Source organism: Glycomyces sp. NPDC047010, assembly GCF_040644205.1.
Taxonomy (GTDB): Bacteria; Actinomycetota; Actinomycetes; order Mycobacteriales; family Micromonosporaceae; genus Glycomyces.
The window spans coordinates 259,667-284,366 of sequence record NZ_JBEYVY010000002.1; the positions used below are offsets into that span (position 1 = coordinate 259,667).

At 71.6% G+C, this 24,700-nt stretch carries 23 protein-coding genes, 1 tRNA gene and 1 pseudogene; 10 read left to right on the forward strand and 15 right to left on the reverse strand.

The window, feature by feature from the left end:
• Positions 1–148: 148 nt before the first annotated feature.
• Complete coding sequence (locus tag AB0A65_RS04730) at positions 149–811, forward strand: pentapeptide repeat-containing protein (RefSeq protein WP_359946283.1); 663 nt, start codon at positions 149–151, stop codon at positions 809–811.
• 142 nt (positions 812–953) lie between these two features.
• A complete protein-coding gene (locus tag AB0A65_RS04735) occupies positions 954–1,784 on the forward strand; it encodes a hypothetical protein (RefSeq protein ID WP_359946286.1) in 831 nt (276 codons plus the stop codon).
• Positions 1,785–1,798: 14 nt separating this feature from the next.
• Here AB0A65_RS04735 and AB0A65_RS04740 read toward each other — a convergent pair whose 3' ends face one another.
• The 4 genes from AB0A65_RS04740 to AB0A65_RS04755 form a co-directional block, all read right to left on the reverse strand.
• On the reverse strand, positions 1,799–2,137 hold the full coding sequence (locus tag AB0A65_RS04740) for a hypothetical protein (RefSeq protein ID WP_359946289.1): 339 nt from the start codon (positions 2,135–2,137) through the stop codon (positions 1,799–1,801).
• 49 nt (positions 2,138–2,186) lie between these two features.
• Complete coding sequence (locus AB0A65_RS04745) at positions 2,187–2,606, reverse strand: MoaF N-terminal domain-containing protein (RefSeq protein WP_359946292.1); 420 nt, start codon at positions 2,604–2,606, stop codon at positions 2,187–2,189.
• A 63-nt stretch (positions 2,607–2,669) separates the two neighbouring features.
• The gene (locus AB0A65_RS04750) at positions 2,670–2,819 is read right to left on the reverse strand and encodes a hypothetical protein (RefSeq protein WP_359946295.1); all 150 of its coding nucleotides are present in this window, start codon (positions 2,817–2,819) and stop codon (positions 2,670–2,672) included.
• Between the two features lie 121 nt (positions 2,820–2,940).
• Positions 2,941–3,639, reverse strand: coding sequence for a hypothetical protein (locus AB0A65_RS04755; RefSeq protein WP_359946298.1), 699 nt, complete (start codon positions 3,637–3,639; stop codon positions 2,941–2,943).
• Between the two features lie 220 nt (positions 3,640–3,859).
• Between AB0A65_RS04755 and AB0A65_RS04760 the strand changes: the two genes are divergently transcribed.
• Positions 3,860–6,907: a BTAD domain-containing putative transcriptional regulator gene (locus AB0A65_RS04760; RefSeq protein ID WP_359946301.1), complete on the forward strand. Its 3,048-nt coding sequence runs from the start codon at positions 3,860–3,862 to the stop codon at positions 6,905–6,907.
• Between the two features lie 139 nt (positions 6,908–7,046).
• Here AB0A65_RS04760 and AB0A65_RS04765 read toward each other — a convergent pair whose 3' ends face one another.
• From AB0A65_RS04765 to AB0A65_RS04775, 3 genes are read right to left on the reverse strand one after another with little or no spacing between them, the layout of a single operon-like run.
• Positions 7,047–7,853 (reverse strand): hypothetical protein, encoded by an 807-nt coding sequence (locus AB0A65_RS04765; protein ID WP_359946304.1) that lies wholly within the window; start codon positions 7,851–7,853, stop codon positions 7,047–7,049.
• Positions 7,850–8,509 (reverse strand): response regulator transcription factor, encoded by a 660-nt coding sequence (locus AB0A65_RS04770; RefSeq protein WP_359946307.1) that lies wholly within the window; start codon positions 8,507–8,509, stop codon positions 7,850–7,852. Before AB0A65_RS04770 ends, AB0A65_RS04765 begins: the two co-directional genes overlap by 4 nt.
• Positions 8,497–9,756, reverse strand: a complete 1,260-nt coding sequence (locus tag AB0A65_RS04775; protein WP_359946310.1) for a sensor histidine kinase — start codon at positions 9,754–9,756, stop codon at positions 8,497–8,499. The genes AB0A65_RS04770 and AB0A65_RS04775 overlap by 13 nt, the downstream gene beginning before the upstream one ends.
• Positions 9,757–10,065: 309 nt before the next feature.
• Here AB0A65_RS04775 and AB0A65_RS04780 point away from each other — a divergent pair, with 309 nt between their 5' ends.
• Together AB0A65_RS04780 and AB0A65_RS04785 are read left to right on the forward strand one after the other, a co-directional pair.
• Complete coding sequence (locus AB0A65_RS04780) at positions 10,066–10,359, forward strand: hypothetical protein (protein WP_359946313.1); 294 nt, start codon at positions 10,066–10,068, stop codon at positions 10,357–10,359.
• A 243-nt stretch (positions 10,360–10,602) separates the two neighbouring features.
• Positions 10,603–11,334 carry a cytochrome P450 gene (locus tag AB0A65_RS04785; RefSeq protein ID WP_359947174.1) on the forward strand — a complete coding sequence of 244 codons (732 nt, stop codon included), beginning with the start codon at positions 10,603–10,605 and terminating at the stop codon, positions 11,332–11,334.
• A 15-nt stretch (positions 11,335–11,349) separates the two neighbouring features.
• On the opposite strand, the pseudogene AB0A65_RS04790 reads toward AB0A65_RS04785, so the two are convergent.
• The 6 genes and pseudogenes from AB0A65_RS04790 to AB0A65_RS04815 form a co-directional block, all read right to left on the reverse strand.
• Positions 11,350–11,469, reverse strand: a pseudogene (locus AB0A65_RS04790) (excalibur calcium-binding domain-containing protein); the annotation flags it as partial.
• A gap of 637 nt (positions 11,470–12,106) precedes the next feature.
• The gene (locus tag AB0A65_RS04795; protein WP_359947177.1) at positions 12,107–12,982 is read right to left on the reverse strand and encodes an intradiol ring-cleavage dioxygenase; all 876 of its coding nucleotides are present in this window, start codon (positions 12,980–12,982) and stop codon (positions 12,107–12,109) included.
• Positions 12,983–13,143: 161 nt separating this feature from the next.
• Positions 13,144–13,761 (reverse strand): hypothetical protein, encoded by a 618-nt coding sequence (locus AB0A65_RS04800; RefSeq protein ID WP_359946316.1) that lies wholly within the window; start codon positions 13,759–13,761, stop codon positions 13,144–13,146.
• A gap of 221 nt (positions 13,762–13,982) precedes the next feature.
• Positions 13,983–14,059 (reverse strand) — tRNA-Pro (locus AB0A65_RS04805).
• A gap of 125 nt (positions 14,060–14,184) precedes the next feature.
• The gene (locus AB0A65_RS04810) at positions 14,185–15,081 is read right to left on the reverse strand and encodes a metallophosphoesterase (RefSeq protein ID WP_359946318.1); all 897 of its coding nucleotides are present in this window, start codon (positions 15,079–15,081) and stop codon (positions 14,185–14,187) included.
• Positions 15,082–15,187: 106 nt separating this feature from the next.
• A complete protein-coding gene (locus tag AB0A65_RS04815) occupies positions 15,188–16,339 on the reverse strand; it encodes an RNA-guided endonuclease TnpB family protein (RefSeq protein WP_359946321.1) in 1,152 nt (383 codons plus the stop codon).
• 78 nt (positions 16,340–16,417) lie between these two features.
• On the opposite strand from AB0A65_RS04815, the gene AB0A65_RS04820 reads away from it, so the two are divergent.
• From AB0A65_RS04820 to AB0A65_RS04840, 5 genes are all read left to right on the forward strand, one after another.
• Entirely contained in the window at positions 16,418–16,873 is a 456-nt protein-coding gene (locus AB0A65_RS04820) for a GatB/YqeY domain-containing protein (RefSeq protein WP_359946324.1), read from the forward strand.
• A gap of 78 nt (positions 16,874–16,951) precedes the next feature.
• A complete protein-coding gene (locus AB0A65_RS04825; protein ID WP_359946327.1) occupies positions 16,952–18,583 on the forward strand; it encodes a peptide chain release factor 3 in 1,632 nt (543 codons plus the stop codon).
• Positions 18,583–19,440 (forward strand): 16S rRNA (adenine(1518)-N(6)/adenine(1519)-N(6))-dimethyltransferase RsmA, encoded by an 858-nt coding sequence (gene rsmA, locus AB0A65_RS04830; protein WP_359946330.1) that lies wholly within the window; start codon positions 18,583–18,585, stop codon positions 19,438–19,440. Before AB0A65_RS04825 ends, rsmA begins: the two co-directional genes overlap by 1 nt.
• Positions 19,441–19,452: 12 nt before the next feature.
• On the forward strand, positions 19,453–20,385 hold the full coding sequence (locus AB0A65_RS04835) for a 4-(cytidine 5'-diphospho)-2-C-methyl-D-erythritol kinase (RefSeq protein ID WP_359946333.1): 933 nt from the start codon (positions 19,453–19,455) through the stop codon (positions 20,383–20,385).
• A 217-nt stretch (positions 20,386–20,602) separates the two neighbouring features.
• A complete protein-coding gene (locus tag AB0A65_RS04840; RefSeq protein ID WP_359946336.1) occupies positions 20,603–23,338 on the forward strand; it encodes a BTAD domain-containing putative transcriptional regulator in 2,736 nt (911 codons plus the stop codon).
• Positions 23,339–23,491: 153 nt separating this feature from the next.
• On the opposite strand, the gene AB0A65_RS04845 is transcribed toward AB0A65_RS04840, so the two are convergent.
• Complete coding sequence (locus AB0A65_RS04845) at positions 23,492–23,866, reverse strand: hypothetical protein (RefSeq protein WP_359946339.1); 375 nt, start codon at positions 23,864–23,866, stop codon at positions 23,492–23,494.
• 72 nt (positions 23,867–23,938) lie between these two features.
• Positions 23,939–24,700 (reverse strand): type III pantothenate kinase, encoded by a 762-nt coding sequence (locus AB0A65_RS04850; protein ID WP_359946342.1) that lies wholly within the window; start codon positions 24,698–24,700, stop codon positions 23,939–23,941.

Below are 24,700 nucleotides of genomic sequence, written 5' to 3' on the forward strand. Positions count from 1 at the left end.
TGGATGAAGACATGTGGCCGACCATAGCGGATACCGGGAGTCCGGGGTGGCCCGGCGATTGGCGGCGGGGTCACTTCGGCAGGCGTCGTCGGGGCGGAAATGTCGGTGGGATGGCGTAGCCTGCCGGGGTCAATCGAGGAGGCGCCGGGTGAAGTTCAGGAAGTTCGACGACGAGCTGGTGATGCGCAAGCCGCTGGTCGAGGCCGAGCGGTTGCGGCCGCTCGATGAAGGGCCCGACTACGACTTCGAGTGGAGCGAGCGGCTGATCGAGGGCGCGGACTGGACCGGCGCGCACGGCGACGGGAGCCTGGAGAGCTCGGTGATCAGGAACAGCGACCTGTCCGGGGCGGTGCTCTCGCCGTTCGAGGTGGTCGACGTGGCCGTCGACCACGCGGTCCTCTCCAACGCCCGCTGGGAGCAGGCGACCGCCCGCCGGGTCGAGATCATCGAGAGCCAGCTCGTGGGCTGGCAGGCCCAGTTCGCGCTCGTGCAGGACCTCTACGTCGCCGACTCGCGGGCGGACTTCGCGGGCATCTCCATCGGCACTGCGAAGGGCCCGGTGGTGTTCGAGCGCTGCCGGTTCACGAACGCGACGTTCCTCGGCGACCTCTCCAGAGCGGTGTTCATCGACTGCGTGTTCCCTGGCGCCGACTTCTCCCGCGTCGCCAACGCCAAAGGCTGCGACCTCCGCCGCTCCGACCTCGGCAGGATCACGGGCCTGATGAGTCTCAAGGGCGCCCTCATCACCGCCGACCAGGCCGTGGAGATCGCCGGAGAACTCGCGACGGCGGCGGGCTTCAAACTCGCCTGACCCGCGCCTCCAGGCGCTCTTTGGTCTCGGCCCACTCGGCGGACCACGCGCCCGATTTCCACGATCCGGACCCGGGACCGGTCCCGGGCTCGCGGCGCCACCATGGGGTGCCCCCTCCGCACGTCCTGCTTTGGAGCCGCTGGTGGAAGACGACCCGGAAACCCCCGAGCCCGACGGCGAGCCCGATCAGACCGATGCGGACCCGCCTCGTGTAGGACTGCTCCACATTGCACTGGAGGCCGCGGTTCCCGCGCTGTTCATGGGCGGCCTCTGGGTCACGGGGAACTGGCAGGACCAGTACCCGGTGTCGACGGTGTTCGTGCTGGCCGTCGCCGCTTGGGCCCTGACCTGGTGGGCGGGCCACCGGTTCAAGCCCCCGTACCCGCTGCTCGAACTCGCCTCGGCGGTGGTGCCGATGCTCATCCTCCTGGCCATGATCGGCCGGGCGGTCTTCGCCTCGCGCTTCCCCGAACTCGCCCTGAACCCACTGCACACCGCGATAGCGCTGGTGGCGGCCGCCGTCGTCGCGAACGAGGTGACCTCGGTGGTCGGATTCGCCGACACGCTGATCATGCTGGTCCTGGGGTTCGTCGTCCCGCAGATCGCGTTCACCTTGGGCTACCCGAGCGGCCTGGTCGCGAAGCTCTTCCTGGCGCTGCTCGTCCTCGTGCCCCTCGGCGTCTTCGTCTTCAACCAGGGGATCGACGAGGACGTCGGCGCGCGGGTACTGGCGCCGCTGATCGGACTCTGCCTCTCGTACACGTTCAAGACGCCCGAACCGCAGTTCGACATCGGCGCGTCGCTGCTCGTGGCAGGAGTGCTCATCGTGGTCCGTGTGCTGGTCAAGGGCATGTGGTGGGCGTCCGGGCACATGAAAACCTCCAGCTTCCTCCTGTGGACCTCGGCCGCGCTCATACTCGTCGACTTCGACGCGGTCGAAACGGTATTGCCGGGCGGGCTGATCGACTGGTGAACCGCGCGGGCCGTTCAGTCCCCGGGGAGGGTGTCGTAGAGGTCGTCGGGGTCGATCTGGGCGCGGTACTTGAACATGAGGGAGAGCGGCTCGCCGAAGGAGCCGAGGGTGTCGGACGGGTCGACGGCGAACTTCGGCTCGGCCCACTGCTCCGCGACCACGGCCGCGGGCCTGCCGTTGACTTCGAGGAGCCAGGTGGCGCGCCCGCCGATGATGAGCGGGAGGTACCTGCGCTGGCGGAAGTAGGCGACGGCCTCGGCGAGGGTGCTCCCCTCAGGCAGGTCGACGGTCTCGGCGTGAGGGTAGACGTCGTCACCCATCGCGACGCTCGACCGGTCCACGTTGACGTTCATGGCGTCCTCCTCGGTTCGGGCCCGCTCATCCTCCCACTTGCAGCCGCTTTCAATCCAGTTCCTCGAAGGTCCCGGAGTGGACCTCGCCGGTGCGGCCGCCGTCCTGGTCGAAGGACCAGAAGCCGGTGACCGTGCGGTCGTGGAAGTTCATGACGTGGGTGACCGCGGTGCCGGTGACCTCGTTCCATCCGAGCAGGTAGACCTTGGGCGAGACCTCCGCTACGTGCAGGTCCACGGTCCCCGAGGCGCTCTCGGAGGCGCCGTCGATCTCCGCGTACTGGAGCCGGTTGCCCTCTGCCGCATAGATGTTGTGCAGCACGACCCCGTTGTCGAGCCGGACCACGAACGTCTTGCCCGCGAACGCGAAATCACTCATTGCAATCCCCCTGTCGATCCCCTGCGAACCGACCTCCAACCTAAGATCCGGCCCGCCCTTCCATCCCCGGTTTCCCGATTCCCCTCCCTCCAATCGCGCCCCGCTACGGCGGAAGGCCCCCCGCCGGAACGGAGGGCCTCCTGCCGTTCGGCGGTGTCAGCAGCAAAGGCTGTCTTGGTTGGTGGCGTATCCGTGCTGCCCGGCGCCCGGCCAGGTGTTCCCGGCCGCCGCGGGAGCGGCGGCCGCGAGGGTGAGCACCGCGGCGGCGGCAAGGCCGACGATCACGGCGGCGATTCGCTTGGCCATGAGTTCTCCGTTCCGATCGGGAGCGCTGCAATCAGCGCCCTCTACCCACCTGAACGCGGCCCGCCGTAGCTCCGATGCAGCGCCGCCTGTCCCGGACCGTCCCGGACAGCGGCGGGGTCGGTCACATGGCGGGCTCCAGGGATTCGAGGAGGGTCGGTGGGGTCAGGCTCTCCTTGATGGCCTGGTCGGCGAGTTCGATGCGGGTGCGGAACTCCAGGTCGGGGGTGTCGGCCAGGTCGGCGAGGGTGGTCTGCCTGCGGTTGAGGGAGCGTTCGAGCCAGGCCCGCCATTTCGGGTCGGACTCGGCCTTGGCGACCGTGGCGGGCCGCCAGACCGGCATCGGCGCCCCCGAGACCGCGAACCGCGGGTTCGGTTTCAGCGCTTCGGGTTTCGGGAGGAAGTCGCGGATCGCCGCCTCGGTCCAGCCGCGGGAGCGGAGCATCGGCTTGGTCAGCCAGACCGACTTGTCGCCCATACGCACGTACTGCGGCCGACTCACCGGCGCTTCCGGCGTCTCGTCCGACCCGGTCGCCGCGACCTCGGCCGTGACCGCCGCGGGACCCGCCGGTTCCGGCCGCGACGCCGAGGCCGGCTCGGGCGGGCGCGGCGGCAGTGGGACCAGGTCGGCCGGTTGGATGCCCGATTGGGCGAGGGTCTCGACCAGCCATCTCGTGAAGTGCTCGCGGAGGAGGTCGATGGGGATCGTCTCGAACTGGAGCGCCTGCGCGAGCGCCTCGCGGCCGGGCGACGCCGTCGCGGGCGCCGGCGGGTCGGTGTCGAGGGTCGTGTGGATCTGGGGGCTGCTGGATGAGGTCGTCATGGTCATCGCACCGTCCGATCGTCTGTCGCGTCGGACCCGGAGGTCCGGCACTGTATTCACTTGCTCACTCGAAGCTATGGACGGGGTCCGACAGTTTTCCGACCCGCAGTACACGAACGGGTGATATGTGATGGCGTTCACGGGCCGGGGCGTCAAGAGAACGTCAAGACGGCCCGGGCCGACTCCGGCAGCGACAAGGCGGGCAAGGCACACTACCCGTATGCGCGTACTCCTTCTCGGTCCTTTCGACCTCCGCGACGACAAGGACCAGCCCCTCGACCTCGCCGGGGCGCGGCTCCGCGCGCTCGTCGCGCGGCTCGCGTTCGAGGCCGGGCGGGAGGTCTCCGCCGACACTCTCATCGACGCGATCTGGGAAGACGACGCGACCTCCGCCAACGCCCTCCAGGCCCTCGTCTCACGCGTGCGCCGCGCCATCGGCGCCGACAAGGTCGTGCGCGGCGCCGCCGGGTACAAGCTCGACGTCGAACCCGGGGACGTCGACCTCGTCCGCTTCGAGCGCCTCGCCGAGACCGGCAGGCGCAGCGGCGACCTCAACGCGCTCAAGGAGGCCGAAGGGCTCTGGCGCGGCCCCGCCCTCGCCGACCTCCTCGACTACCGATTCGCCCAGAACGAGGCCGTCAGACTCGAACGCCTCCGCACCGAGACCACCCGCGAGCGCCTCGCCCTCGAAATCGCCACCGGCACCGACGTCCTCGCCGAACTCGAACCCCTCGCCGCCGCCCACGCCCTCGACGAGCGCTGGCAGGCCCTCCACATGCGCGCCCTCTACGCGACCGGCCGCCCCGCCGAGGCCCTCGACGTGTTCGAGCAGACCCGCGAGCGCCTCGCCGACGAACTCGGCGCCGACCCCTCCTCCGAACTCGCCGAACTGCACCTCCAGATCCTGCGCCAGTCCTCCGCGCCCGTGCAGAAGCCCGCGCGGCGCTCCAACCTGAAGTCGCTGCTCACGAGCTTCGTCGGACGCGAAGACGACCTCGCCGCCCTCGCCGACGCCGTCGCGGGCGCCCGCCTCGTCACCGTCACCGGGCCCGGCGGCGCCGGGAAGACCCGCCTCGCGGTCGAGACCGCCGCGACGATCGCCGCGAAAGGCGGTGCGCCCGACGGGGTGTGGCTCGTGGAGCTCGCCTCGACCACCGACGGGAACGACGTCGCCCCCGCCGTGCTCCGCGCCATCGGCGCCCGCGAGGCCGGCCTGCTGGAGCCGTCCGCGCACGACGCCGCCTCGCGCCTGGAGGAGTACTTCGGCGGGCAGGACGCCCTGATCGTCCTCGACAACTGCGAACACCAGCTCGACGCCGTCGCCGACCTCGCCTCGCGCCTCCTCGGCGCATGCCCGGGGCTGCGCATCCTCGCCACCAGCCGCGAAGCGGTCGCGATCGGCGGGGAGCGGCTGTTCCCCATCCCGCCGCTACCGCTCTCCACTGAGGACCCCGCGTCGAGCCCGGCCGTGCGGCTGTTCGTCGAGCGGGCCGCGGCCGTCAGGCCCGACTTCAAACTCGACGCCGCCAACATCGAAGCGGTCGTGGAGATCTGCCGCCGCCTCGACGGCCTCCCGCTCGCCGTCGAACTCGCCGCCGCCCGCATGAGGGCACTCGACGCCGCCCAGATCGCGTCCAGACTGGACGACCGGTTCGCGCTCCTCGCCGGCTCCGACCGGACCGCGCCCGCCAGGCACCGCACCCTCAGCGCCGTCATCGCCTGGAGCTGGGACCTCCTCTCCGATCCCGAACGCGCCCTTGCCATACGCCTGTGCGTCTACCCCGCCGGAGTCGCCCTCGAACGGGTCGACGACCTCGACGCGCTCGCCGGGCTCGTCGAGAAGTCCCTCGTGGACCGCGACGGCGAGCGGTACCGGATGCTGGAGACGATCCGCTCCTACGCCGTTGCGCGCCTGGAGGAGAGCGGCGACGCCGAGCGCATCGCGGACGAGATGGCCGAGTACTGCCTCGAACTGGTCGAGCGCTCCGACGGCGAATTGCGCACCGCCGCGCAACTCGACGCCATGGCGCGCATGACCGCCGAGCACGGCAACCTCGTCACCGTCATCGGCCGCGCCTCCGCGACCGCCGACATCGAGACCGGCGTGCGCATGGTCGCCGCCATGTTCTGGTACTGGCACCTCCTCGGCAGCCACACCGAGTTCCGCACCTGGGCCGACCTCGTGCTGGCCGTCCCCGCCGACATCCCCGAGCCGCTCCGGCCCGCCGCCTACGTCATCGAGGGCATCGCCGCCGTCGAGACCGGCGGTTACGCCGCAGGCGAAGAGGCCGTGCGCAAGGGCGTCGAACTCGGCGCCGACCTCCCCGAAAACGCACCGGGACGGTTCCTCGTGCACATGGGCAGCGCCTACCTCCCCGACGCACCCGAGATCGAGGGCCGCAACCTCCACGGCTGGGAACTCGCCACCGCCCTGCTCATCGCCGCCGCCACCGGCAGCGTCGTCGCGGGCCTCGAAGGCGCCGCGCCCATCGACCGCTCCGAGGCGATCTTCGCCGAACTCGGCGAGCGCTGGGGCCTCGCCTCCGCCTTGCGCGTCAAGGGCGAACGCCTCGGCTGGCAGGGCGACATGGCCGGCGCCGAACTGGCCCTTGTGGAGGCCGCGCGCCTCCTCGACGAGCTCGGCACCCGCGGCGACGCGAGCGAGGCGTACGCCGAACTCGCCTACTGCCTCGCCCGCAACGGCGAGATCGCGCGCGCCTGGGAGTCCATCGGCCGCGCCACCGCCCTCGCCGACGCCGCCCGCGAACCGCTCAGCCAGGCGTACGTGCGGTGGTTCCGCCTCCCGGTGCTCGTCGCCGAGGGCCGGTACGACGAGGCCGTCGCCGAACTCCCCGCCGCCGAACGCGCCCTCGACGGGGCCCCGAGCCTCGGCGAGCGGATGCGCGTCATGAGCGCCTCCATGAACGACCTCATTGCGCTGCTTCAGGACGCGCCGTCGCCGCACGCGATCGCGAGACTGCCGCGCTCGCAGGTCGAGGGCGCCGCCGTCGCGGACCTGGCGATGGCCTGCCGCGTCGCCGCCGCCATCGCGCTCACCGAGGACGACGCGGCCCGGGCGGCCCGGATGCTCGGCTTGGGCCGCGCGCTCCTGGGCATCGACGACGGTCGCGGCTACGACGCGGTGCTGCGCACCGAGGTGCGGGCGCGTGAGGCGCTGGGCGACAAGGCGTTCCGTGAGGCGTACGACCAGGGCGCGGCCCTCGGGCGGGACGACGCCGTCGCGGAGCTGACCGGCGCCGAGGACTAGCGGACGCGGCGCGAGTGCGCCGCTCGGCAGCAACGGGACGGCCCCGCGCAGTGCGCGGGGCCGTCCTGGTTTCCTCTGCGGGTCAATGATGTGCGAGGTGCGGGACGCAGTCCGCGCCATCGCTTCCCTCCGGGCCGGTTCAGACCCCGTATTTCACGGTGACAGTGCCGACGCCGCTGGTCACGTTGATGACGTAGTCGGCCTCGACGCTCGGGTCGGTCGCGACGCGGATGTCGCGGTCGCCGACGCCGCCGTCGATCTGGACGTCGAAGGTGGTGCCGTCGTCGGGCACGGTGATGGTCACGTCCCCGGCGCCCGCGTCGACGGTGATGTCGCCGAGGACCTCGTCGAACTCCAGGTCCACGTCGCCGACGCCGTTCGACACGGTGACCCCGGTGGACCGCAGGTCGGCGCCGTCGATCGAGCCGACGCCCGCGACCACGTCGATGTCGCCGTCGAGGCCGTCCAGGCGGATGTCGCCCACGCCGGTCTCGGCCGTGGCGTCGGTGCCCGCGGGCAGGGCGAGCGTGTAGTTCGTCTGGCACTGGTCGACGTCGAGGCCGAGGACGTTGCCGTCCGTGCACTCGCCGCGGACGAGGAGCTTGGTGCCGCTCCACTCCTCGGTCGCGTCGGGCTCGTCGCCGCGCCAGGCGGCGTCCAGGCGGAAGTCGAGGACGGTGCCGTCGGCGGCGTCGAGCTGCACGTCCCCGACGTCGGTGGTGACGTCGACGGCGCTCACCGCCTGGTCGAACTGCTCTGTGCGCGAGTCGTTCTCGTCCTCCGCGGAGACGACCCAGGACCAGGCGCCGAAGATGGCGAACCCGGTGACGAGGGCGGCGCCGGTGATGGAGCCGCCGACGATCCACCACACCTTGCGGGCAGGGTAGGCGGGCTGGTCGGGGTTGCCGGGCGAGCCGGTGGCGGGCTTGGTCGGGGTGTCGATCATGACCGGTCCTTCGTGTTGCCTTGCAGGAACTTGAGAATGGCGAGCACGCGGCGGTTGCCGCTGTCGGTGGGCGGGAGCCCGAGCTTCGAGAAGATCGAGTTGATGTGCTTGCTGACGGCCCCCTCGGAGAGGAACAGGACCCCCGCGATCCCGGCGTTCGAGCGGCCTTCCGCCATGTGCGACAGCACTTCCCGCTCGCGCGGCGTCAACCTGTCGAGCTCGTCGCCCTCGCGGCGGACCAGCAGCTGCGAGATCACCTCCGGGTCGAGCGCGGTGCCGCCGTCGGCGACCCGGCGCAGCGAGTCCAGGAACTCCTCGACGTCCGCCACACGGTCCTTCAGCAGGTAGCCGATGCCGCGCATCTGCCCGGTGAGCAGCTCGACCGCGTACCGCTCCTCCACGTACTGGGAGAGCATGAGCACCGCCAGGTCCGGGTAGCGGCGGCGCAGGACCAGCGCGGCCCGCACGCCCTCGTCGCTCTGGTCGGGCGGCATCCGCACGTCGACCACGACCAGGTCGGGGCAGTCGCGCTCGACCGAGCGGAGCAGCATCTCGGCGTCCCCGACGGTGTCGATGACCTCGATCCCGCCGATCTCCATGAGCCTGGCGAGGCCCTCCCGGAGGAGGACCGAGTCTTCGGCGATCACGACGCGCATGGCAGCTCCGCTTCGATGGTGGTGGGCCCGCCGAGCGGGCTGGTCAGCTTGAACGTCCCGTCGATCGACTTGACGCGATCGGACAGTCCCCTGAGGCCGGTGCCGTTCTCGGCGTCGGCGCCGCCGCGGCCGTCGTCGACCACTTTGAGCCGCAGGACGTCCCCTTCGAGGGTCACCTCGACGGCGGCGTGCTCGGCGCCCGAGTGGCGGGCGGTGTTGGTGAGCGCCTCGGAGATCACGAAGTACGCCACGGCCTCCACGTCGCGTGCCACGCGCCGCTCCATGTCCACCTTGAGCCGCACCGGGATCGGGGACCTCGCGGCGACCGCCGACAGCGCGGCGTCCAGGCCCCGGTCCTCCAGGACCGCGGGGTGCAGGCCGCGCACCAGGTCGCGCAGGTCGGTGAGGACCTGCTTGGCCTCCTCGTGGGCGTCGGCGAGCGCGCGCTTGCCGTCCTCGGGGAGGTCCGTGAGGGTGGCGCGGGCGATGCCGAGGTTCATGGCGAGGGACGTGAGGCGCTGCTGCGCACCGTCATGGAGGTTCCGCTCGATGCGGCGGCGCTCGGCGTCCGCGGCGTCGACTGTGGAGTGGCGGCTCTCCGTCAGGTTCGTGACGCGCTGTTCGAGCTGCTGGGCGCGGGTGGTGCCCACGAGGAGCTGGCGGGCGAAGAGCGCGTCGAGCTCCGACAGGCCGCGCGTGATCCACGGGGCCGCGAGCAGCAGGATCACGCCGCCGAGGAACATCCCGAAGTGCCGGACCTCAAGGCCCGAGTCGAGGCCGAAGATCGGCGAGGCGATCATGGCCGGCGCGATCGTCCACGCGGTCAAGGCGATCATGCCCGCGATGAACCCGTACACGCCCGCGATGACGTGGTACGAGAACTGGCGCCAGGTCTTGGCGGAGCCGACCACGCCGATGAGGGAGCGCGGCGTGAACGTCACGGGCGGCGACTGGTCCTTGGGCCAGACCATCCCCAGGTAGGCGGTGTGGCGGGCGCGCTGGACCACGGTGAGCGCGGCGCTGAAGAGGAGGGTCGCGGCGAGCGCGATCGCCGGAACGATGAGAGTGACGAAACCTGCTGCGGCGGTGGCGAACAGGACGCCGATGACGATCCCGCCGAGCGTGCCGATCACCGACCCGGTCACCAGGTGTACGAGGGCGAGCCAGGTCCGGCCGTCCCACAGCCCCCGTACGATCACGCGGGGCGCTCGGCGCCACGGGAGCGCCTGCGGCATTGCGATGTCCATACCTAGAACCCTAGGCAGATCCGCAGCTCCCGCCATTGCCGCAGGCGCCCGACTCCGTGGTGAAGTTTCCTCTACCCCTCACCGGCGGTCGGTCGCGCAGACGCCCCCGTTCGCATTCTTGCCGCAGTCCCGCCGGTGCACTGCCTGGATAGTGGGAGTCCTCTTTGGTGAACTTGACTCGCAACACGGCAGCGGCCCCGCGCCGCACGACATGTTTGGAGGTGGCATGGCGAGTTTCATCAAGGCGATCTTCGCGTTCGCCACGGGCGGATCGGTCAGCACCAACTCCTACAAGGAGCACTACACGACGTGATCGTCGACTCCAGGGGCCGTAGCGCCGAACATCGCCCCCCAGGGCCGGCGCCGCGGCCCCTGGGCCTGCCCCCCGACGACTTCGACCGCGACCCCGTCGCCTGCCTCTCGCGGCTGCGCGGCGAGTACGGGGACGTGTTCGCCTTCGCGCGCGGCCGGGTCGCGGTCGCCCGCCCCGAGTGGGTCAACTGGGCGCTGACCCGCACCGGCAGGGAGACCCGCGTCGAACTCGCGGCCCCCGACCGCCGCAGCGGCCGCCGCTCGCTCCTCCACGACGACCCCGACACCTGAATGTCCGCACGCCGCACCGCCCAATGGCACCGCCTCGGCCGCGGCATCGCCGAGCGGACCGCCCCCCTCATGCGGCGGCACCTCCAGGCGTTCATGGACGCCGGGGAGCCGATCGGCCTGGAGCACTGCCAGACCGCCGCGCTCGACGCCGCCGGGAGCGTGCTCGTCCACGACCTCCGCGGCCCGCTTCGGGAGGCGTTCCTCGCCTCCGCGAGACACCTCCAGCGGGCCGGATCGGCCGCCATGACGCTTCCCTACGCCGTCTCGATCCGCACGCGCCGCCGCCTGCACGCCAACACCGCGTGGATCGAGGCGCTCACCGCCCACGCGCGGACGCGCCGGGCCTCCCGCGGCCCCGACGACCCGCCCGCCGACCTGCTCGACCTCCTCGTGGACGCCCGCGAGGACGACGCCTTGGCGTTCACCGACCTCGAAGCGGCGCAGTCGATCTCGATCAACCTCGGCAACCTCTACCGGGTCGGCGGCACCGGCCTCGCGTGGCTGCTCGCGGCGCACGCGGCGCACGACACCGCCCGCCCGGACGGCATCGCCCGCGAGGACTGGACCGGGGCAGTCGTCAAGGAGGTCCTGCGGGTCTACCCCGCCGTCACCCTCACCAGCCGCACCCTCGCCGACGACGCGGCCTTCGGCGACGTCATCGTCCCGGCGGGCACATCGGTCTACCTCAGCCCCCTGCTGCTCCATACCGATCCGCGCTGGTGGCGCGCGGACCCGGGCCGCTTCGACCCGGCGCGGTGGCTCGCCGCGGAGGTCCACGACCCCCACGCGTACCTGCCTTACGGCGCGGGCCCGCGCCGCTGCACCGGCGACCGCCTCGCGAACGCCGTCCTGGAGTCCGCCGCCGACCTCCTCGCCGACCGGAGGACCACCGGCTCCTCGGGCCTCCCCGCCCGCCGCTGGGGCTCGGTCACCCAGCCGAGGCGCCTCCGCATCAGCGTCGCCTCGGCCGGGTGACGTCTCCTCTTCCCTTCACTCGCAGCCGACGCCGTCGCCGTCCCGGTCGAGGTGCGACCCGTACCCCGGATCGCCGCGGTGGACGGGCGCGGCGCCCGCGGCGCGGGCGGCGTCGCAGTTCTCGTAGTAGACGCTCTCGGAATCGTCGTCGTCGTCGCTGCCACCGCCGGAGTCGCCGCTGGTGGCGCGGACTGCGCCTATACCGCCCCAGCCCACCCGATCCGCAGATCGGCATCTACCTGCGGTTTCACAGAGTTATCCACAAGTAGCTTCTTCGTGTTCGACAGTCCGACACCCCACCTGTTGTAGTAGATAGCAAAAACGTCATCCGCTATCGGCGGGATGGCGGCGACATAGGGGATTCGCGAACGTCGCCATACCAAAGCCCGCGCGGGAAGCCGCCCGCGCCGGGTCCCCGCCGATAACACCGCTCCGCGGAGCACGTGGGCGGCCGACCTGACGAGGTCGTCCGCCCACAACGCATCCCGGCCGATGGGCACCCCGGCCGCGATACCCGTCAACGGTCCCGGCCTCGAACCCGATCAGAGCGCCGCCGAGCCGATCGCGCGAGGGCGTAGGAGCTGCTGCCTCCCAGGGGATCGGAGGGTGCGCCGGGGTAGGAACACGCTATGCCTGTTGACGCTTCAACAGAATCCGCTGTGCGGTCGAGTGGCTACCAGCCGTAAGGACTCCCTCGTTCGTGTGAACGGGGAGGGCAGCGAACCGGGCCGGGAGTGGTGCGCTCCCGGCCCGGTCGTGGTTCCCGCCTCGGTCAGCGGCCTCCTCCGGGGCCGCCCGGGGTGCCGCCACCGCCGCCGCCTGCGGCGGTGGTCGTGTCGACGCCGACGGCGAGGTAGGCGGTGATGCCCGAGCCCACGGAGCCGGAGATGGTCGCGAGCTGGCTGACGGCGCCGTCGTCGGAGAAGACCATGTCGGACTCCAGGGATACCCTCGAGAGCGCGGTCGCCGACGCCTCGTAGCCGCTCTGCGCATAGACCGTGTCGCAGACGTCCTCCGGCAGCGCCACCTGGGAAGTGGCGATCTTGTTCGCGGCGTTGATGATCGAGGACTCGTCCGGGTAGACCTCGAAGTGGACGTGCGGCCAGCGCCCGGTGTAGCAGCCGGGGAAGATGCTGGTGAAGCGCACGTAGCCGTCGTCGTCGGCGATCTGGACGCCGCGGAGGTAGTTCTGGCCGGTCAGGCCCGAGGAGTACATGGAGTACCCGCCGGCCCGGTCGCAGTGCCAGACGTACACGGCGGCGCCGGTGAAGGGCGCGTTGCCGTTCGCCATGTCGATGACTTCGAGTTCGAGGTGCATCAGGACGCCGGGCGCGGTGGCGGACCCGGTGCCGAAGCTCGACCGGATGTCGCTGCGGACGACGCCGGACTGCTCCAGGACGTCGGGCCCGTTGGTGCCGTCGCCGGGGTAGGGCCCGGCGGTCTCCTCGGGGATCTCGCTGAGCGCCTGCGCATCGAGGTCGGCGGCCCCGGCGGTGCCGAGCGCGCCGTAGGCCGCGAGTCCGCCCGCGGCGAGGCCCGCGCCGCCGAGGAGGATGCCGCGCCTGCTGAGCAGCGTGCCGATGTCGAACTGGAGGCCCTGGTCGACGAGCGGTTCGTCGGGTTGGGCGTAGGGGCGGCCTTCGTACATCGGCGCGTTCCCGTTCGCCTGCTTGGGAGTTCTCACCTTTTGCTCCTTTCGAGTGAGCTGTCAGGGAGTATCCCGAAATGAACGTCCGGATCAGCTCAGAGCAAGCTCAAAGGAACCTCAATATTCATTGATATCAATCAATGTAATGAGCGTTCACGCATCTACTGCGGCCGCCCGACGCCGCGGCCCGCCCGGGTGCGGTGCAGCAGCCACCAGGCGGTCTGGAGGAGGACGCCCAGGGCGATCGACGCCGTGAGGGCGTACAGCAGCACTTCGTCCGCGATGGCGATCGACGATGCCGGGTGTGCGCCGGTCCGCCATTGCGGTATCTGCACGCTGATCGCGAAGGCCGCGCAGCCCAGGGCGGGCAGGCCGTAGGCGAGGCGGCGGCCCGGCAGCGGCCAGGCGGCCGCGGCGAGCACTACCGCGGCGGCGGCGAACGCAGCGGTGAAGCCCGGTGATGCCGTCTCGGTCGGGTCGCCGGTGGCGAGGTAGTGCACGGCGGTGACGAAGAGCGAGAGCAGCATCGCGACCAGGGCGCTTCCTTCGACGAAGTAGGTCTTCGCGCTCGGGCGCGGCATCCGCCATGCGGCCCACAGCAGCCAGGGCGCGGGCAGGGACAGGACCGCGACGCCGAGCGCGGTCTGCACCGGGCCGGACAGGTCCCCGTCCAGGGCGAGCCAGCCCAGGAGGAGGAAGAGCCATGCGAACGGGGCGAGCCCCCAGAGGACGGGGGGCGCGATGCCCTTTGCGGCGGTGGTCTGCGATGTCGTGTTCATGAGGCCAGTGTCGCGACCATGCGCAAGCACCCCGCTACCGAAATCGCGCCCCGGTTGTAGCGCTCCTACAACGGATCACCGCGACCGGTCCGCGACGCCCCCGATTTTTCTCGGGTATCCACAAACGGTCCGCCCGCCCCGGCCGACCCGCCGGACCCGCACAGCGAAACAGGCCGAACCAGCAAAGGTTCGACCTGTTTCCGATCTCCGGAGAGATCAGATGGTCGGGTTGACAGGATTTGAACCTGCGACCCCCTCGTCCCGAACGAGGTGCGCTACCAAGCTGCGCCACAACCCGATGTTCTGTTTTGGCGCACACGCTGGGCGGATGCGTCGTTTGGAAATGCTACCCGAACCCGGGGAGGGGCGTCGAACGGGGTCGGGGGCGCGGGGCCCGGTCACATCCGGGCCCCGGCGCCGCGGCTAGAAGACCTTCGGGACGAACGTCAGGAGGCTGGCCTCCGGGGCGCACGCGAAGCGCACGGGCGCGTACGGGCTGGTGCCCAGGCCCGCCGAGACGTGGAGCCACATGTCCTCCCACGGGTGCAGGCCCTTCACGCGCTCGCGGTCGATGCCGCAGTTGGTGACGAGCGCGCCGTAGCCGGGCACGCAGACCTGTCCGCCGTGGGTGTGGCCCGCGGCGACGAAGTCGTAGCCGTCGGCCTCGAAGGAGTCGAGGACGCGCGGCTCGGGCGAGTGGGTGAGGCCGATCGAGAGGTCGGCGCTGGAGGGGACGGGCCCGGCCACCAGCTCGTAGTCGTCGAGGTCGAAGTGCGGGTCGTCGACGCCCGCGAAGTGGACGTTCATGCCTGAGACGACCTTGTCGGCGGCGGCGTTGTTCAGGTCGAGCCACCCGCCGTCGACGAGGATCTTCCGCAGCTCCTCGGTGGGCAGCGGCTCGCCGTACCGGTGCTCGTGGTTGCGGTTGAAGTACTGGAGCGGGTTCTTGAACACCGGCGCGTAGTAGTCGTTCGAGCCGAACACGAACGCGCCCGGCGCCTTGAACAGCGGCCGGAGGGTCTTGGCGACCAGGTCGACCGCGTCCGGGTGCGACAGGTTGTCGCCGGTGAGGAGCACCAGGTCCGGGTCGAGCGCCGACAGGGACGCGACCCAGTGGGCCTTGCGCACCTGGCCGGGCGTCATGTGGAGGTCGGAGATGTGCAGGACCCGGATAGGCTCGGCACCTTCGGGAAGCGCGGGCACCGCGAAGTGCCTGAGCGTGTACTGGACGCGTTCGTATAGCGACGCGTAGGCGAGCGCCAGCGCCCCCGCGCCGACCCCGATCCCGGCTGCTGCGGCAAGTCCACGGCTGATCTTCATACCCCAACGGTAGATTGTCGAGATTTGGCTCGCACCCCCTCCCTTGGAGAAGGCACCCGCCCATCACTGGAGGGTGTTTCCTGTTTCATCGACGGTCGCCGCGGCGCTAGGAGCGCTTTGGTCTTACACCGTCTCCGCAGGCTGCAACGGCCAGCCCGGCCGCCAGAATGTTCTTGGCCGCGTTCACGTCGCGGTCCTCGGCGTGCCCGCACCGCTGGTTCGGGCACTTGAAGGTCCGCACGTTGAGCGGCATGGTCTGCCGCATGGTCCCGCACTCGGAGCAGGTCTTGGAGGACGGAAGGAACCGGTCGACCACGACCAGTTCGCGGCCATACCAGTCGGCCTTGTACCCGAGCATGCGGCGAAACGTGCTCCAAGAGGCGTCGGAGATCGCGCGGGCGAGGGTGTGGTTCGACAGCATCCCGCGCACGCTCAGATCCTCGATCACGATCGTTTGGTTCTCGCGAACGAGTCGAGTGGTGAGCTTGTGCAGAAAATCATGCCGCCGATCCGACACGCGCGCGTGGGCACGGGCCAGACGGACCTGGGCCTTGCGGTAGTTCGCCGAGCCCTGCTGCTTGCGGGACAGGTCCCGCTGGCGCTGCCTGACCCTCTCCCGGCCGCGGCGCTCATGCCGCGGGTTGGTGACGTGTTCGCCGGTAGAGAACGTGAACAGGCTGGTGATCCCGGCGTCGACACCGATCTCCCCGGACTGCTTCGGAAGTTCCGCGATGTCCTCTTCGACGAGGAGGGAGACGAACCAGCGGCCCGCGCGGTCACGGGACACGGTCGCCATCGACGGGTCTGCGGCGGCGGGAAGGTGCCTGGACCACTTGATCCGCAGCGGCGAGTCCTGCTTGGCGAGTCTCAGCTCGCCGGATCGGAACGTGAACGCCGACCTGGTGTACTCGGCCGATCCGGCCAGGACCCTTTTCTGCTTGAAGCGCGGATAGCCGGTCCGACCCTCGAAGAAGTGCGCGAAGCCCTTCTGCAGATGCCGGAGCGCCTGCTGCATCGGGACCGAGGAGACCTCGTTGAGGAACGCGAGGTCGCTGCGGCGCTTCCATTTAGTCAGCAGCGCCGAGGTCTCGGCGTAGCTGATGCGCTCCCTGCGCCGGTACCAAGCCTTGGTGCGTGCGTCGAGGGCCTTGTTGTACACCAGACGGACGCAACCGAACGTCCGGATCAGGTTCTCGGCCTGCGACGGAGACGGGTAGCACCGGTACCGGTACGCCCGATGCCTCACCGCCACTGTCATATCTCACATGATACGGAGAAGAATGTAAGATCCGCATAAGGATGGTTTGCGTCCGAAGGCGCCCACGAAGGAGTGCAGATGAGCGAGCTAAAGACCCAGTTGGAAACGGATATGCGAGCCGCCCTCAAGGCCAAGGACAAGGTGACACTGGGCACGCTCCGCATGATCATCACGGCAATTCGGAACGAAGAGGTCGCCGGGAAGAGCAAGCGCGAACTCGACGATGCGGAAGTCGTGAAAGTGCTGGTCAAGCAGGCGAAGCAGCGGCGCGAGGCGGCCGATGCGTTCCGTGAGGGCGGCCGGGAGGAGTCCGCGGCGAACGAGCTCGCCGAGGAGGCCGTCATCAAGCGGTACCTGCCGACGGAGCTCACTGAGGCGGAAGTCACTGAACTGGTGCGGGCCGCGATCGCCGAGGGCGGGTTCTCGGGGCCGAAGGACATGGGCAAGGTCATGAAGGCGATCGGCCCGAAGACCGCCGGGCGGGCCGACGGGAAGCTCGTCGCGGGCATCGTCAAGGACGCGCTCGCGCAGTGACGCGGCCGGGCCGTGTCGCTGCGCACGGCTATCGTTGAGGGTCGGGCCCGAAGCACTTTTCAACACCTTGAGGAATCCATGTCCAGCCACATCTCGGCGGAGGCCGCGCGCCGCCGCACGTTCGCGGTGATCTCCCACCCCGACGCCGGCAAGTCGACGATCACCGAGGCCCTGGCGCTGCACGGCCGCGCCATCTCGACCGCGGGCGCCGTCCACGGCAAGGGCGACCGCAAGGGCGTGGTGTCCGACTGGATGTCCATGGAGCAGGACCGCGGCATCTCCATCACCTCGGCGGCCCTCCAGTTCGAGTACCGCGACTGCGTCGTCAACCTCCTCGACACCCCCGGCCACGCCGACTTCTCCGAGGACACCTACCGCGTGCTCACCGCCGTCGACGCCGCGGTGATGCTCCTGGACGCCGCGAAGGGCCTGGAGCCGCAGACGCTGAAGCTGTTCGAGGTGTGCCGGGCGCGGCGCATCCCCGTGATCACGTTCGTCAACAAGTGGGACCGGCCCGCGAAGGACGCGCTCGAACTCATCGAGGAGATCGAGACGCGCATCGGCATCAAGCCCACGCCCGTGACGTGGCCCGTGGGCGTCGGCGGCGAGTTCCGCGGCGTCATCGAGCGGATCGGGTTCGGCGAGTGGCGGGACGGCCGCCGCGAGGTCGGGCCGCAGGTCCCGGGCATGGTCCGGTACGAGCGGTCCCCGGGCGGGGAGCGGTCGGCGATCGCCGAGCAGCTCGGCGCCGCCGAGGCGGCCGCGCAGTTCGGGGCCGACTACGAACGCGCCCAGGAGGAGTCGGAGCTGCTGAGCGAGGTCGAGGCGGACTTCGACCAGAAGACGTTCGAGGCCGGGCAGACCACGCCGACGCTGTTCGGCGCCGCGCTCGTCCACTTCGGGGTCGGGCAGCTCCTCGACCTGCTCGTGGACATCGCGCCCTCGCCGTTCTCGCGCGACGACGCGAAGGGCGAGCCGCGCGAGCTGGAGACCGGGTTCTCCGGGTTCGTGTTCAAGTCGCAGGCGAACATGAACGCCTCGCACCGCGACCAGCTCGCGTTCATCCGCGTCTGCTCGGGCCGGTTCGAGCGCGGCATGCAGGTGGTGCAGGCGCAGGGCGGGCGCACCATGTCCACGAAGTACGCGCAGACCCTGTTCGGGTCGGCGCGCGACACCGTGGACGAGGCGTGGCCCGGCGACATCGTGGGCCTCGTCAACGCCACCGGCCTCTCGGTGGGCGACACGATCTACCAGGGCAAGGCCGTCGAGTACCCGCCGCTGCCGGCGTTCGCGCCCGAGCACTTCGGGGCGCTCCAGATGCACGACACGTCGAAGGCCAAGCGGTTCCGGCGCGGCATCGCGCAGCTCGACGCCGAAGGGGTCGTGCAGGTCCTGTACTCCGAGCGGCGCGGCGAGGCCACGCCCGTGCTCGCCGCCGTCGGGCCCCTCCAGTTCGAGGTGACCACGGCCCGGCTCCAGGCCGAGTTCGACGTCCCCGCGACGATCAGCAACCTGCCGTACCAGCTCGCGCGGCTCACCGACGCCGAAGGCGCGGCCCGGCTGCGCACCGCCCCGGGCGTCGAGGTGTTCTCGCGGCCCCGTGACGGCGCGTTCCTCGTGGCGCTGCCGAACAAGTACCGCATCCAGACCATCCAGAACGACTACCCGGGCATCAAACTGGAGCCGCTGCTGGCCGGGGGCCAGGGCTGATGGCGCGCCTGCTCACCTCGGGCGACATCCGCACCCTCTCGCGCGGCCTCGGCATCACCCCCACCAAGAAGTGGGGCCAGAACTTCGTCGTGGACGCGAACACGGTGCGCCGCATCGCCGCCGCCGCGAAGCTCGACGCCGAGGACGTCGTCATGGAGGTCGGCCCGGGCCTGGGCTCGCTCACCCTGGCGCTCATCGAGATCGCCCGCAAGGTGATCGCCGTCGAGATCGACCCGAAGCTGGCGCTCGCGCTGCCCACCACGGTGGCGCACCGGGCGCCCGAGGAGCACCAGCGGCTCGTCGTCGTCGAGACCGACGCCGCCCGCATCGACCCCGCGCAGCTGCCCGAGCCGCCGACGGCGCTGGTCGCGAACCTGCCGTACAACGTGGCCGTGCCCGTCGTGCTCCACGCCCTGGAGCACTTCCCTACCTTGCGCAAGGGCCTCGTCATGGTCCAGGCGGAGGTCGGCGACCGGCTCACCGCCTCGCCCGGGTCGAAGATCTACGGGTCCCCGAGCGTGAAGATGGCCTGGTACGCCAAGGCGAAGCGCGCCGGCTCGGTCTCTGCGAACGTGTTCTGGCCGGTGCCCAACGTCGCGAGCGCGCTCGTGGCGTTCGAGCGCATCCAGAGCCCCGACGCGAACCGCGTCGAGGTGTTCGGGGCCGTGGACGCCGCGTTCGGGCAGCGGCGCAAGATGCTGCGCCAGTCGTTGAAGACGTGGGCGGGCGAGGACGTGGACGCGGTGCTGGAGCGGTCCGGGATCGAACCCACCAGGCGGGGTGAATCGTTGGACATAGCGGAGTTCATCGCCCTCGCCGACGCCAAGGAGGCGCTGGGCGGGACCAGTCGGACCTGAGGAGGCCCCTGTATGACCGGACAGACCGCGCCGGCCGCACCGCCGGTCGGCGTTTCCGTCGACGTCCCCGCCAAGATCAACCCGCACCTGGGCGTGGGCGACGCCCGCGCCGACGGCTACCACGCGCTGTCCACGGTGTATCAGGCGATCTCGCTGCACGACACCGTGACCGCGGAGCTGCGCGGCGAGCCGGGCATCGAGATCACGATCTCCGGCGAGGGCGCCGGGGAGCTGCCCACGGACGAGGGGAACCTCGCGTACAAGGCCGCGAAGCTCATCGCCCTGTACGCCGGGATCGAACCGGACGTCAAGCTGCACTTGAACAAGCGCATCCCCGTCGCCGGGGGCCTCGCGGGGGGCTCCGCGGACGCGGCCGGTGCGCTGATCGCCTGCTCGCGGCTGTGGGACGTGCCGATCGGCGACGCCGAGCTGCACCGCCTCGCCGCGGGCCTCGGCTCCGACGTCCCGTTCTGCCTCAAGGGCGGCACGGCGATCGGCAAGGGCCGCGGGGAGGAGCTGACCCCGGTGCAGGCGAAGGGGACCTGGCACTGGGTCGTGGCGACCACAGACACGCAGATCTCGACCCCCGAGTGCTACAAGGAGGTCGACCGGCTCCGCGAGGACGGCATCGGCCGCTTCTCCTCCGATGTGGACCAGATCGTGCGGGCCTTCGAGTCCGGCGCCGACGCCGATTCGCTGGCGCGCCTGCTCGTCAACGACATGGAGGCCGCGGCGGTGAGCCTGCGCCCGCAGCTCGCCTCGCTCATGCACGGCGGCCTCGAAGAGGGCGCCCTGACGGCCCACGTCTCCGGCTCCGGGCCCACGATCCTGTTCCTCGCCGAGGACGTGAAGCACGCCGTGGCCCTGGCCCGGCGCATCAGGATGCGCGGCGGCGCCCGCAGCGTCCACCTCGCCCACGGCCCGGTGGCGGGCCCGGCGGCCTGACGCGGGGTCCGGCACGACCGGGCACTGTGGTCGGCACTCGCTAGGGTGGTCGCCGGACGACCCGGCCGGCGCATCGCGACCGGGGCGCGTCGTCCGGCGCGACCGCTCCGCCCCCTGCGGACCGGCGCCCCGCGACCTTGCGAGCCGCCGCACCATGACAGAGCCGCACCAGACACTGCCGCACAATATTCCGCCGCTTCCCGCGGCATCGTCCTCAATGGAATATGAAGGGGCGGTGCCGCCCCCGGCCGGGCCGCTGCGCATCGGCCTGCTCGGCCCGTTCCGAGTGACCGCTGGCGGCACGCCCGCGCCCGTCGCCGGAGGCCGGCAGCGGGCGGTCCTCGCCGCGCTCGCCCTCGCCGCCGGGAAACCCGTGCGCAGCAGCGGACTCGCCGCGCTCGTGTGGGGCGAGGACACCCCAGAGGCCCGGCACCGCCTCCACGCCGTCGTGGGCCGCCTGCGCCAGGCCCTCGGCGCCGACGCGATCACCGCCGCCGTCGGCGAGTACACACTGGACCTCGACCGGGACGCGGTCGACGTGCACCGCTTCCGCACCCTCACCGCACAGTCGCAGCGCACCGGCGGCGCCGCCGAACTCGCGCTCCTCGACGAAGCGCTCGCGCTGTGGCGCGGCGACCCACTCGTGGACGTGGACGCCGAGACCCTCGTCCTCGCCCACGCGCCCGCGCTCGCCGAGGAGCGGCTCCGCGCCGTCGAACGCCGCACCGACCTCGTCCTCGACGCCGGAGGCCACGCCGAGCTCATCGCCGGACTCGCCGACCTCACCACCAGGCACCCGCTCCGCGAGTTCCTGTGGTCGCGCCTCATGCTCGCCCTCCACCGGTCCGGCCGCCAGGCCGAGGCGCTCGGCGCCTACCAGCGGGTCCGCACGCTCCTCGCCGACCGGCTCGGCGTCGACCCCGGCGAGGAGCTCCAGCGCGCCCACCGCACCGTCCTCGGCGCTACACCAGTCCCGCAAGCCACGGCCCCGCCCGCGGCCGACGTCCCCCGGCAGCTCGCCGCCGACATCGCGTCCTTCACCGGACGCGCCGAGCCCCTCGCCGACCTCGACCGGTTCCTCCACGCCGGCAACGGGAACATCGCCGTCGTCAGCGGCCCCGGCGGCGTCGGCAAGACCACCCTCGCCCTCCACTGGGCCCACCGCGTCGCCGACCGGTTCCCCGACGGGCAGCTCCACCTCAACCTCTCCGGCCACTGGCCCGGCGGGCCCGCGGGCGACGCCGCACTCATGACCCTCCTGCTGTCCCTCGGCACCCCGCCCGAGCGCATCCCGCCCGACCGCGACGGCCGCTCGGCGACCCTCCGCTCCGCGCTCGCGGGCCGCCGCGTCCTCATGCTCCTCGACAACGCCGCCGACGCCGACCAGGTGCGCCCGCTCCTGCCCGGCACCGGCAGCCTCGTCCTCGTCACCAGCCGCAATCGGCTCCGGAGCCTGCGCCGCCGCGAAGGCGCGCACCTGGTCGAGCTCGAACCGTTCAGCCCCGACGAGTCCGCGGCGCTCCTCTCCGGCGTCCCCGGATCGCAGGACCACCCCGCGGCCATCGCCGAGCTCGCGGGCCTGTGCGGGCACCTGCCGCTGGCCGTCGCCCTTGCCGCAGAACGGGTCCGCGACACCGGGATGCCGCTGCCGGACCTGGTCGAGGAGGCCCGCGACGGCGCCGCCCGGCTCGACGCCCTCGGCGACGGCGCCGACGACGTGCGCGGCGTCTTCGCCTGGTCCTACCGGGCCCTCCCCGAACGGGAGGCCGCCCTGTTCCGGGCCCTCGGCACCGCGCCCGGCGCGGACCTCGGCACGGCCGCCGCGGCCGCACTCACCGGATCGCAAGGGACGCAGCGGCTCCTGGAGTCCCTCGTCGACCACAACCTGCTTCGCCGCCCCCGTCCCGGCCGGTACGAACTGCACGACCTGCTGCGCGTGTACGCCGCCGAACTCGCCACGGCCGCAGGCGAAGGGCCCGAGGCCCTCGCCCGGCTCCTCGACTGGTACACCGCCACCGGGCTCGCCGCGAGCGCCCACGTGCAGCCCGCGTCCGTGGACCCGTCCCTGGCGCCGCCCGCCGGGGCGGTCCCGCTGGAGTTCGACGGCTCCGAGCAGGCCATCGAGTGGTTCGAGACCGAGCACGACAACCTCCTCGCGGCCGTCGCCGCCGCCGAAGCCCACGGCCTGGACCGGCACTGCTGGCGGCTCGTGCACCTGCTGTGGGCGCACCTGGACCGGTGCCGCGCCTGGCCGGAGATCGCCGCGCTCGCCGAGACCGGCCTGGCCGCGGCCCGGCGCGCGGGCGACCGGTTCGGGGAGGCCGAGATGCTCACCATGCGGGCGTCCCTGCGGCACCTGGAGCGGTACGAGGAGGCCATCGCCTCGCAGCGCGCCGCACTGGAGCTGTACCGCGGGCTGGGGAACGCGGGCGGGCAGGCCGTGGTGCTCAACAACCTCGGGATGATCTTCCGCAGCATGGGAAGGCACGAGGAGGCCATCGACCACCTGCGGCGGTGCGCGGCGCTCGACGAGGAGGCCGGGGATCCGGGCGACCTCGCCGTGTCGCTGTTCAACCTCGCACGGTCCTATATAGACGCCGGACGGGCGGCCGAGGCGGTCGCGGCCGCGGGGCGCTCCCTGGAGCTGCTGCGCGGGCTCGGGCACCGGCGCGGCCAGGGCCGGGCGATGGAGGCGATCGGGCTCGCCCACGCGCAGGACGGCGCGCACGCGGACGCGGCGGCGTGGCTGCGCGACGCCGCCGAGGTGTTCGCGGAGATCGGGGACCGGCTGCACGAGTCCCTGTGCCTGACGGCCCTGGGCCGGGCGCTGCGCGACGACGGCCGGCCCGGCGAGGCCGCCCCGGTCCTGGAGCGGGCCCTGGACCTCGCTGCGGCCCTGGGCGACCCGCGCGCCGACGAGATCCGGGCGCTGCTCGGCGAGACCGGATCCTGAACGGGGACAGCGCATCCGTACCGGACGCCTTGAGGCGCTTCCGCTCTCCTGCGGACGCGGCCAGGGCGCCCGGCGGCATGCCGGGCGCCCTGTTTCCCACGCCCCACCCTGGCGCCGACGGGACTTGCCCGCCGCCGGCGCCGGAGACGAGTCCTAGAAGTCGCGGTTGTCGGCGTCGGTGATCCGGACGCTGAAGTCGCGGTTGTCGGCGTCGACCGGGACGAGGTAGATGGTGTTGTCCGTGCCGTTCAGGCGGTAGCCGTAGCCGCCGTCCCCAGTGATCCGGACACTGGCGTACGGCGGGGTGAAGCCGTCGTCGCCGGTGATCCGGACACTGGCGTACGGCGGGGTGAAACCGTCCTCCCCGGTGATCCGGACGCTGTCGCTGAGGGTCCAGTCGGTGCTGGCCTGGGCGGGGGCCGCGAAGGCGGCCACCGCGAGTGCCCCCGCCGAGACGGCGGCGGCGGCGGTGCGTGCGAGCGCGGCGGCGGTGCGCCGCAGCGGGGTTCTGGTCGTCTGCTGTGCCATGCGCCCAACGTACGGACCAGCGCTCACGCGGCCCTCACATCGCGCGCACGCGCGGCGCACGCCCCGCGCACGTCAGGCGTTGCGGTCCCAGATCATCCTGAGGCCGTGCAAGGTGAGGTTCGGCTCGTAGTGGGTGATGGTCTCGCACTGCTCGATGACGACCGGCGCGAGGCCGCCGGTGGCGACGACCGCCGCGACCTCGCCGCCGAGCTCGGCGGTGATGCGGCGGACCAGGCCGTCGACCTGCGCGGCCGTGCCGTAGACCATGCCGGACTGGAGGCACTCGACGGTGTTCTTGCCGATGACGCTGCGCGGCTTCACGAGCGGGATCTTCAGCAGGTTCGCGGCCCGCGAGGCGAGCGCGTCGATGGAGATCTCGATGCCCGGTGCGAAAGCGCCGCCCAGGAAGTCGCCGGTCTCGGAGATCACGTCGATGTTCGTGGACGTTCCGAAGTCGACGGTGATGCACGGCCCGCCGTAGAGGTGGAACGCCGCGTACGTGTTCGCGATGCGGTCGGGCCCGGCCTCGCGCGGGTTGTCGATGCTCAGGCGCACACCGGTCTTGACGCCCGGCGCGATCTGCACGAGGCGCGCGTGCGGGTAGTACCGCTGCGCCATCTTCGCGACCTCCGCGCCCTGCTGGGGCACGGTGGAGGACAGCGCGATGCCCGAGAGGTCCACGCCGTCGCCGTCGAGGAGGGCCCGGAACGTCAGGCCCAGCTCGTCGGCGGTGGCGTGCGGGTCGGTGCGGATCCGCCACGAGTGCTTCAGGGTCTCCCCGTCGAACACGGCGAGCACCGTGTTCGTGTTCCCGATGTCCACGCACAGCAGCAC

Coding starts and splice junctions, on each gene's coding strand:
- AB0A65_RS04740 (WP_359946289.1), bottom strand. CDS start 2,137: ATGAACGTCAACGTGGACCGGTCGAGCGTCGCGATGGGTGACGACGTC.
- AB0A65_RS04750 (WP_359946295.1), bottom strand. CDS start 2,819: ATGGCCAAGCGAATCGCCGCCGTGATCGTCGGCCTTGCCGCCGCCGCG.
- AB0A65_RS04755 (WP_359946298.1), bottom strand. CDS start 3,639: ATGACGACCTCATCCAGCAGCCCCCAGATCCACACGACCCTCGACACC.
- AB0A65_RS04760 (WP_359946301.1), top strand. CDS start 3,860: ATGCGCGTACTCCTTCTCGGTCCTTTCGACCTCCGCGACGACAAGGAC.
- AB0A65_RS04765 (WP_359946304.1), bottom strand. CDS start 7,853: ATGATCGACACCCCGACCAAGCCCGCCACCGGCTCGCCCGGCAACCCC.
- AB0A65_RS04770 (WP_359946307.1), bottom strand. CDS start 8,509: ATGCGCGTCGTGATCGCCGAAGACTCGGTCCTCCTCCGGGAGGGCCTC.
- AB0A65_RS04775 (WP_359946310.1), bottom strand. CDS start 9,756: ATGGACATCGCAATGCCGCAGGCGCTCCCGTGGCGCCGAGCGCCCCGC.
- AB0A65_RS04785 (WP_359947174.1), top strand. CDS start 10,603: ATGACGCTTCCCTACGCCGTCTCGATCCGCACGCGCCGCCGCCTGCAC.
- AB0A65_RS04795 (WP_359947177.1), bottom strand. CDS start 12,982: ATGTACGAAGGCCGCCCCTACGCCCAACCCGACGAACCGCTCGTCGAC.
- AB0A65_RS04800 (WP_359946316.1), bottom strand. CDS start 13,761: ATGAACACGACATCGCAGACCACCGCCGCAAAGGGCATCGCGCCCCCC.
- AB0A65_RS04810 (WP_359946318.1), bottom strand. CDS start 15,081: ATGAAGATCAGCCGTGGACTTGCCGCAGCAGCCGGGATCGGGGTCGGC.
- AB0A65_RS04815 (WP_359946321.1), bottom strand. CDS start 16,339: ATGACAGTGGCGGTGAGGCATCGGGCGTACCGGTACCGGTGCTACCCG.
- AB0A65_RS04820 (WP_359946324.1), top strand. CDS start 16,418: ATGAGCGAGCTAAAGACCCAGTTGGAAACGGATATGCGAGCCGCCCTC.
- AB0A65_RS04825 (WP_359946327.1), top strand. CDS start 16,952: ATGTCCAGCCACATCTCGGCGGAGGCCGCGCGCCGCCGCACGTTCGCG.
- rsmA (WP_359946330.1), top strand. CDS start 18,583: ATGGCGCGCCTGCTCACCTCGGGCGACATCCGCACCCTCTCGCGCGGC.
- AB0A65_RS04835 (WP_359946333.1), top strand. CDS start 19,453: ATGACCGGACAGACCGCGCCGGCCGCACCGCCGGTCGGCGTTTCCGTC.
- AB0A65_RS04840 (WP_359946336.1), top strand. CDS start 20,603: ATGGAATATGAAGGGGCGGTGCCGCCCCCGGCCGGGCCGCTGCGCATC.
- AB0A65_RS04845 (WP_359946339.1), bottom strand. CDS start 23,866: ATGGCACAGCAGACGACCAGAACCCCGCTGCGGCGCACCGCCGCCGCG.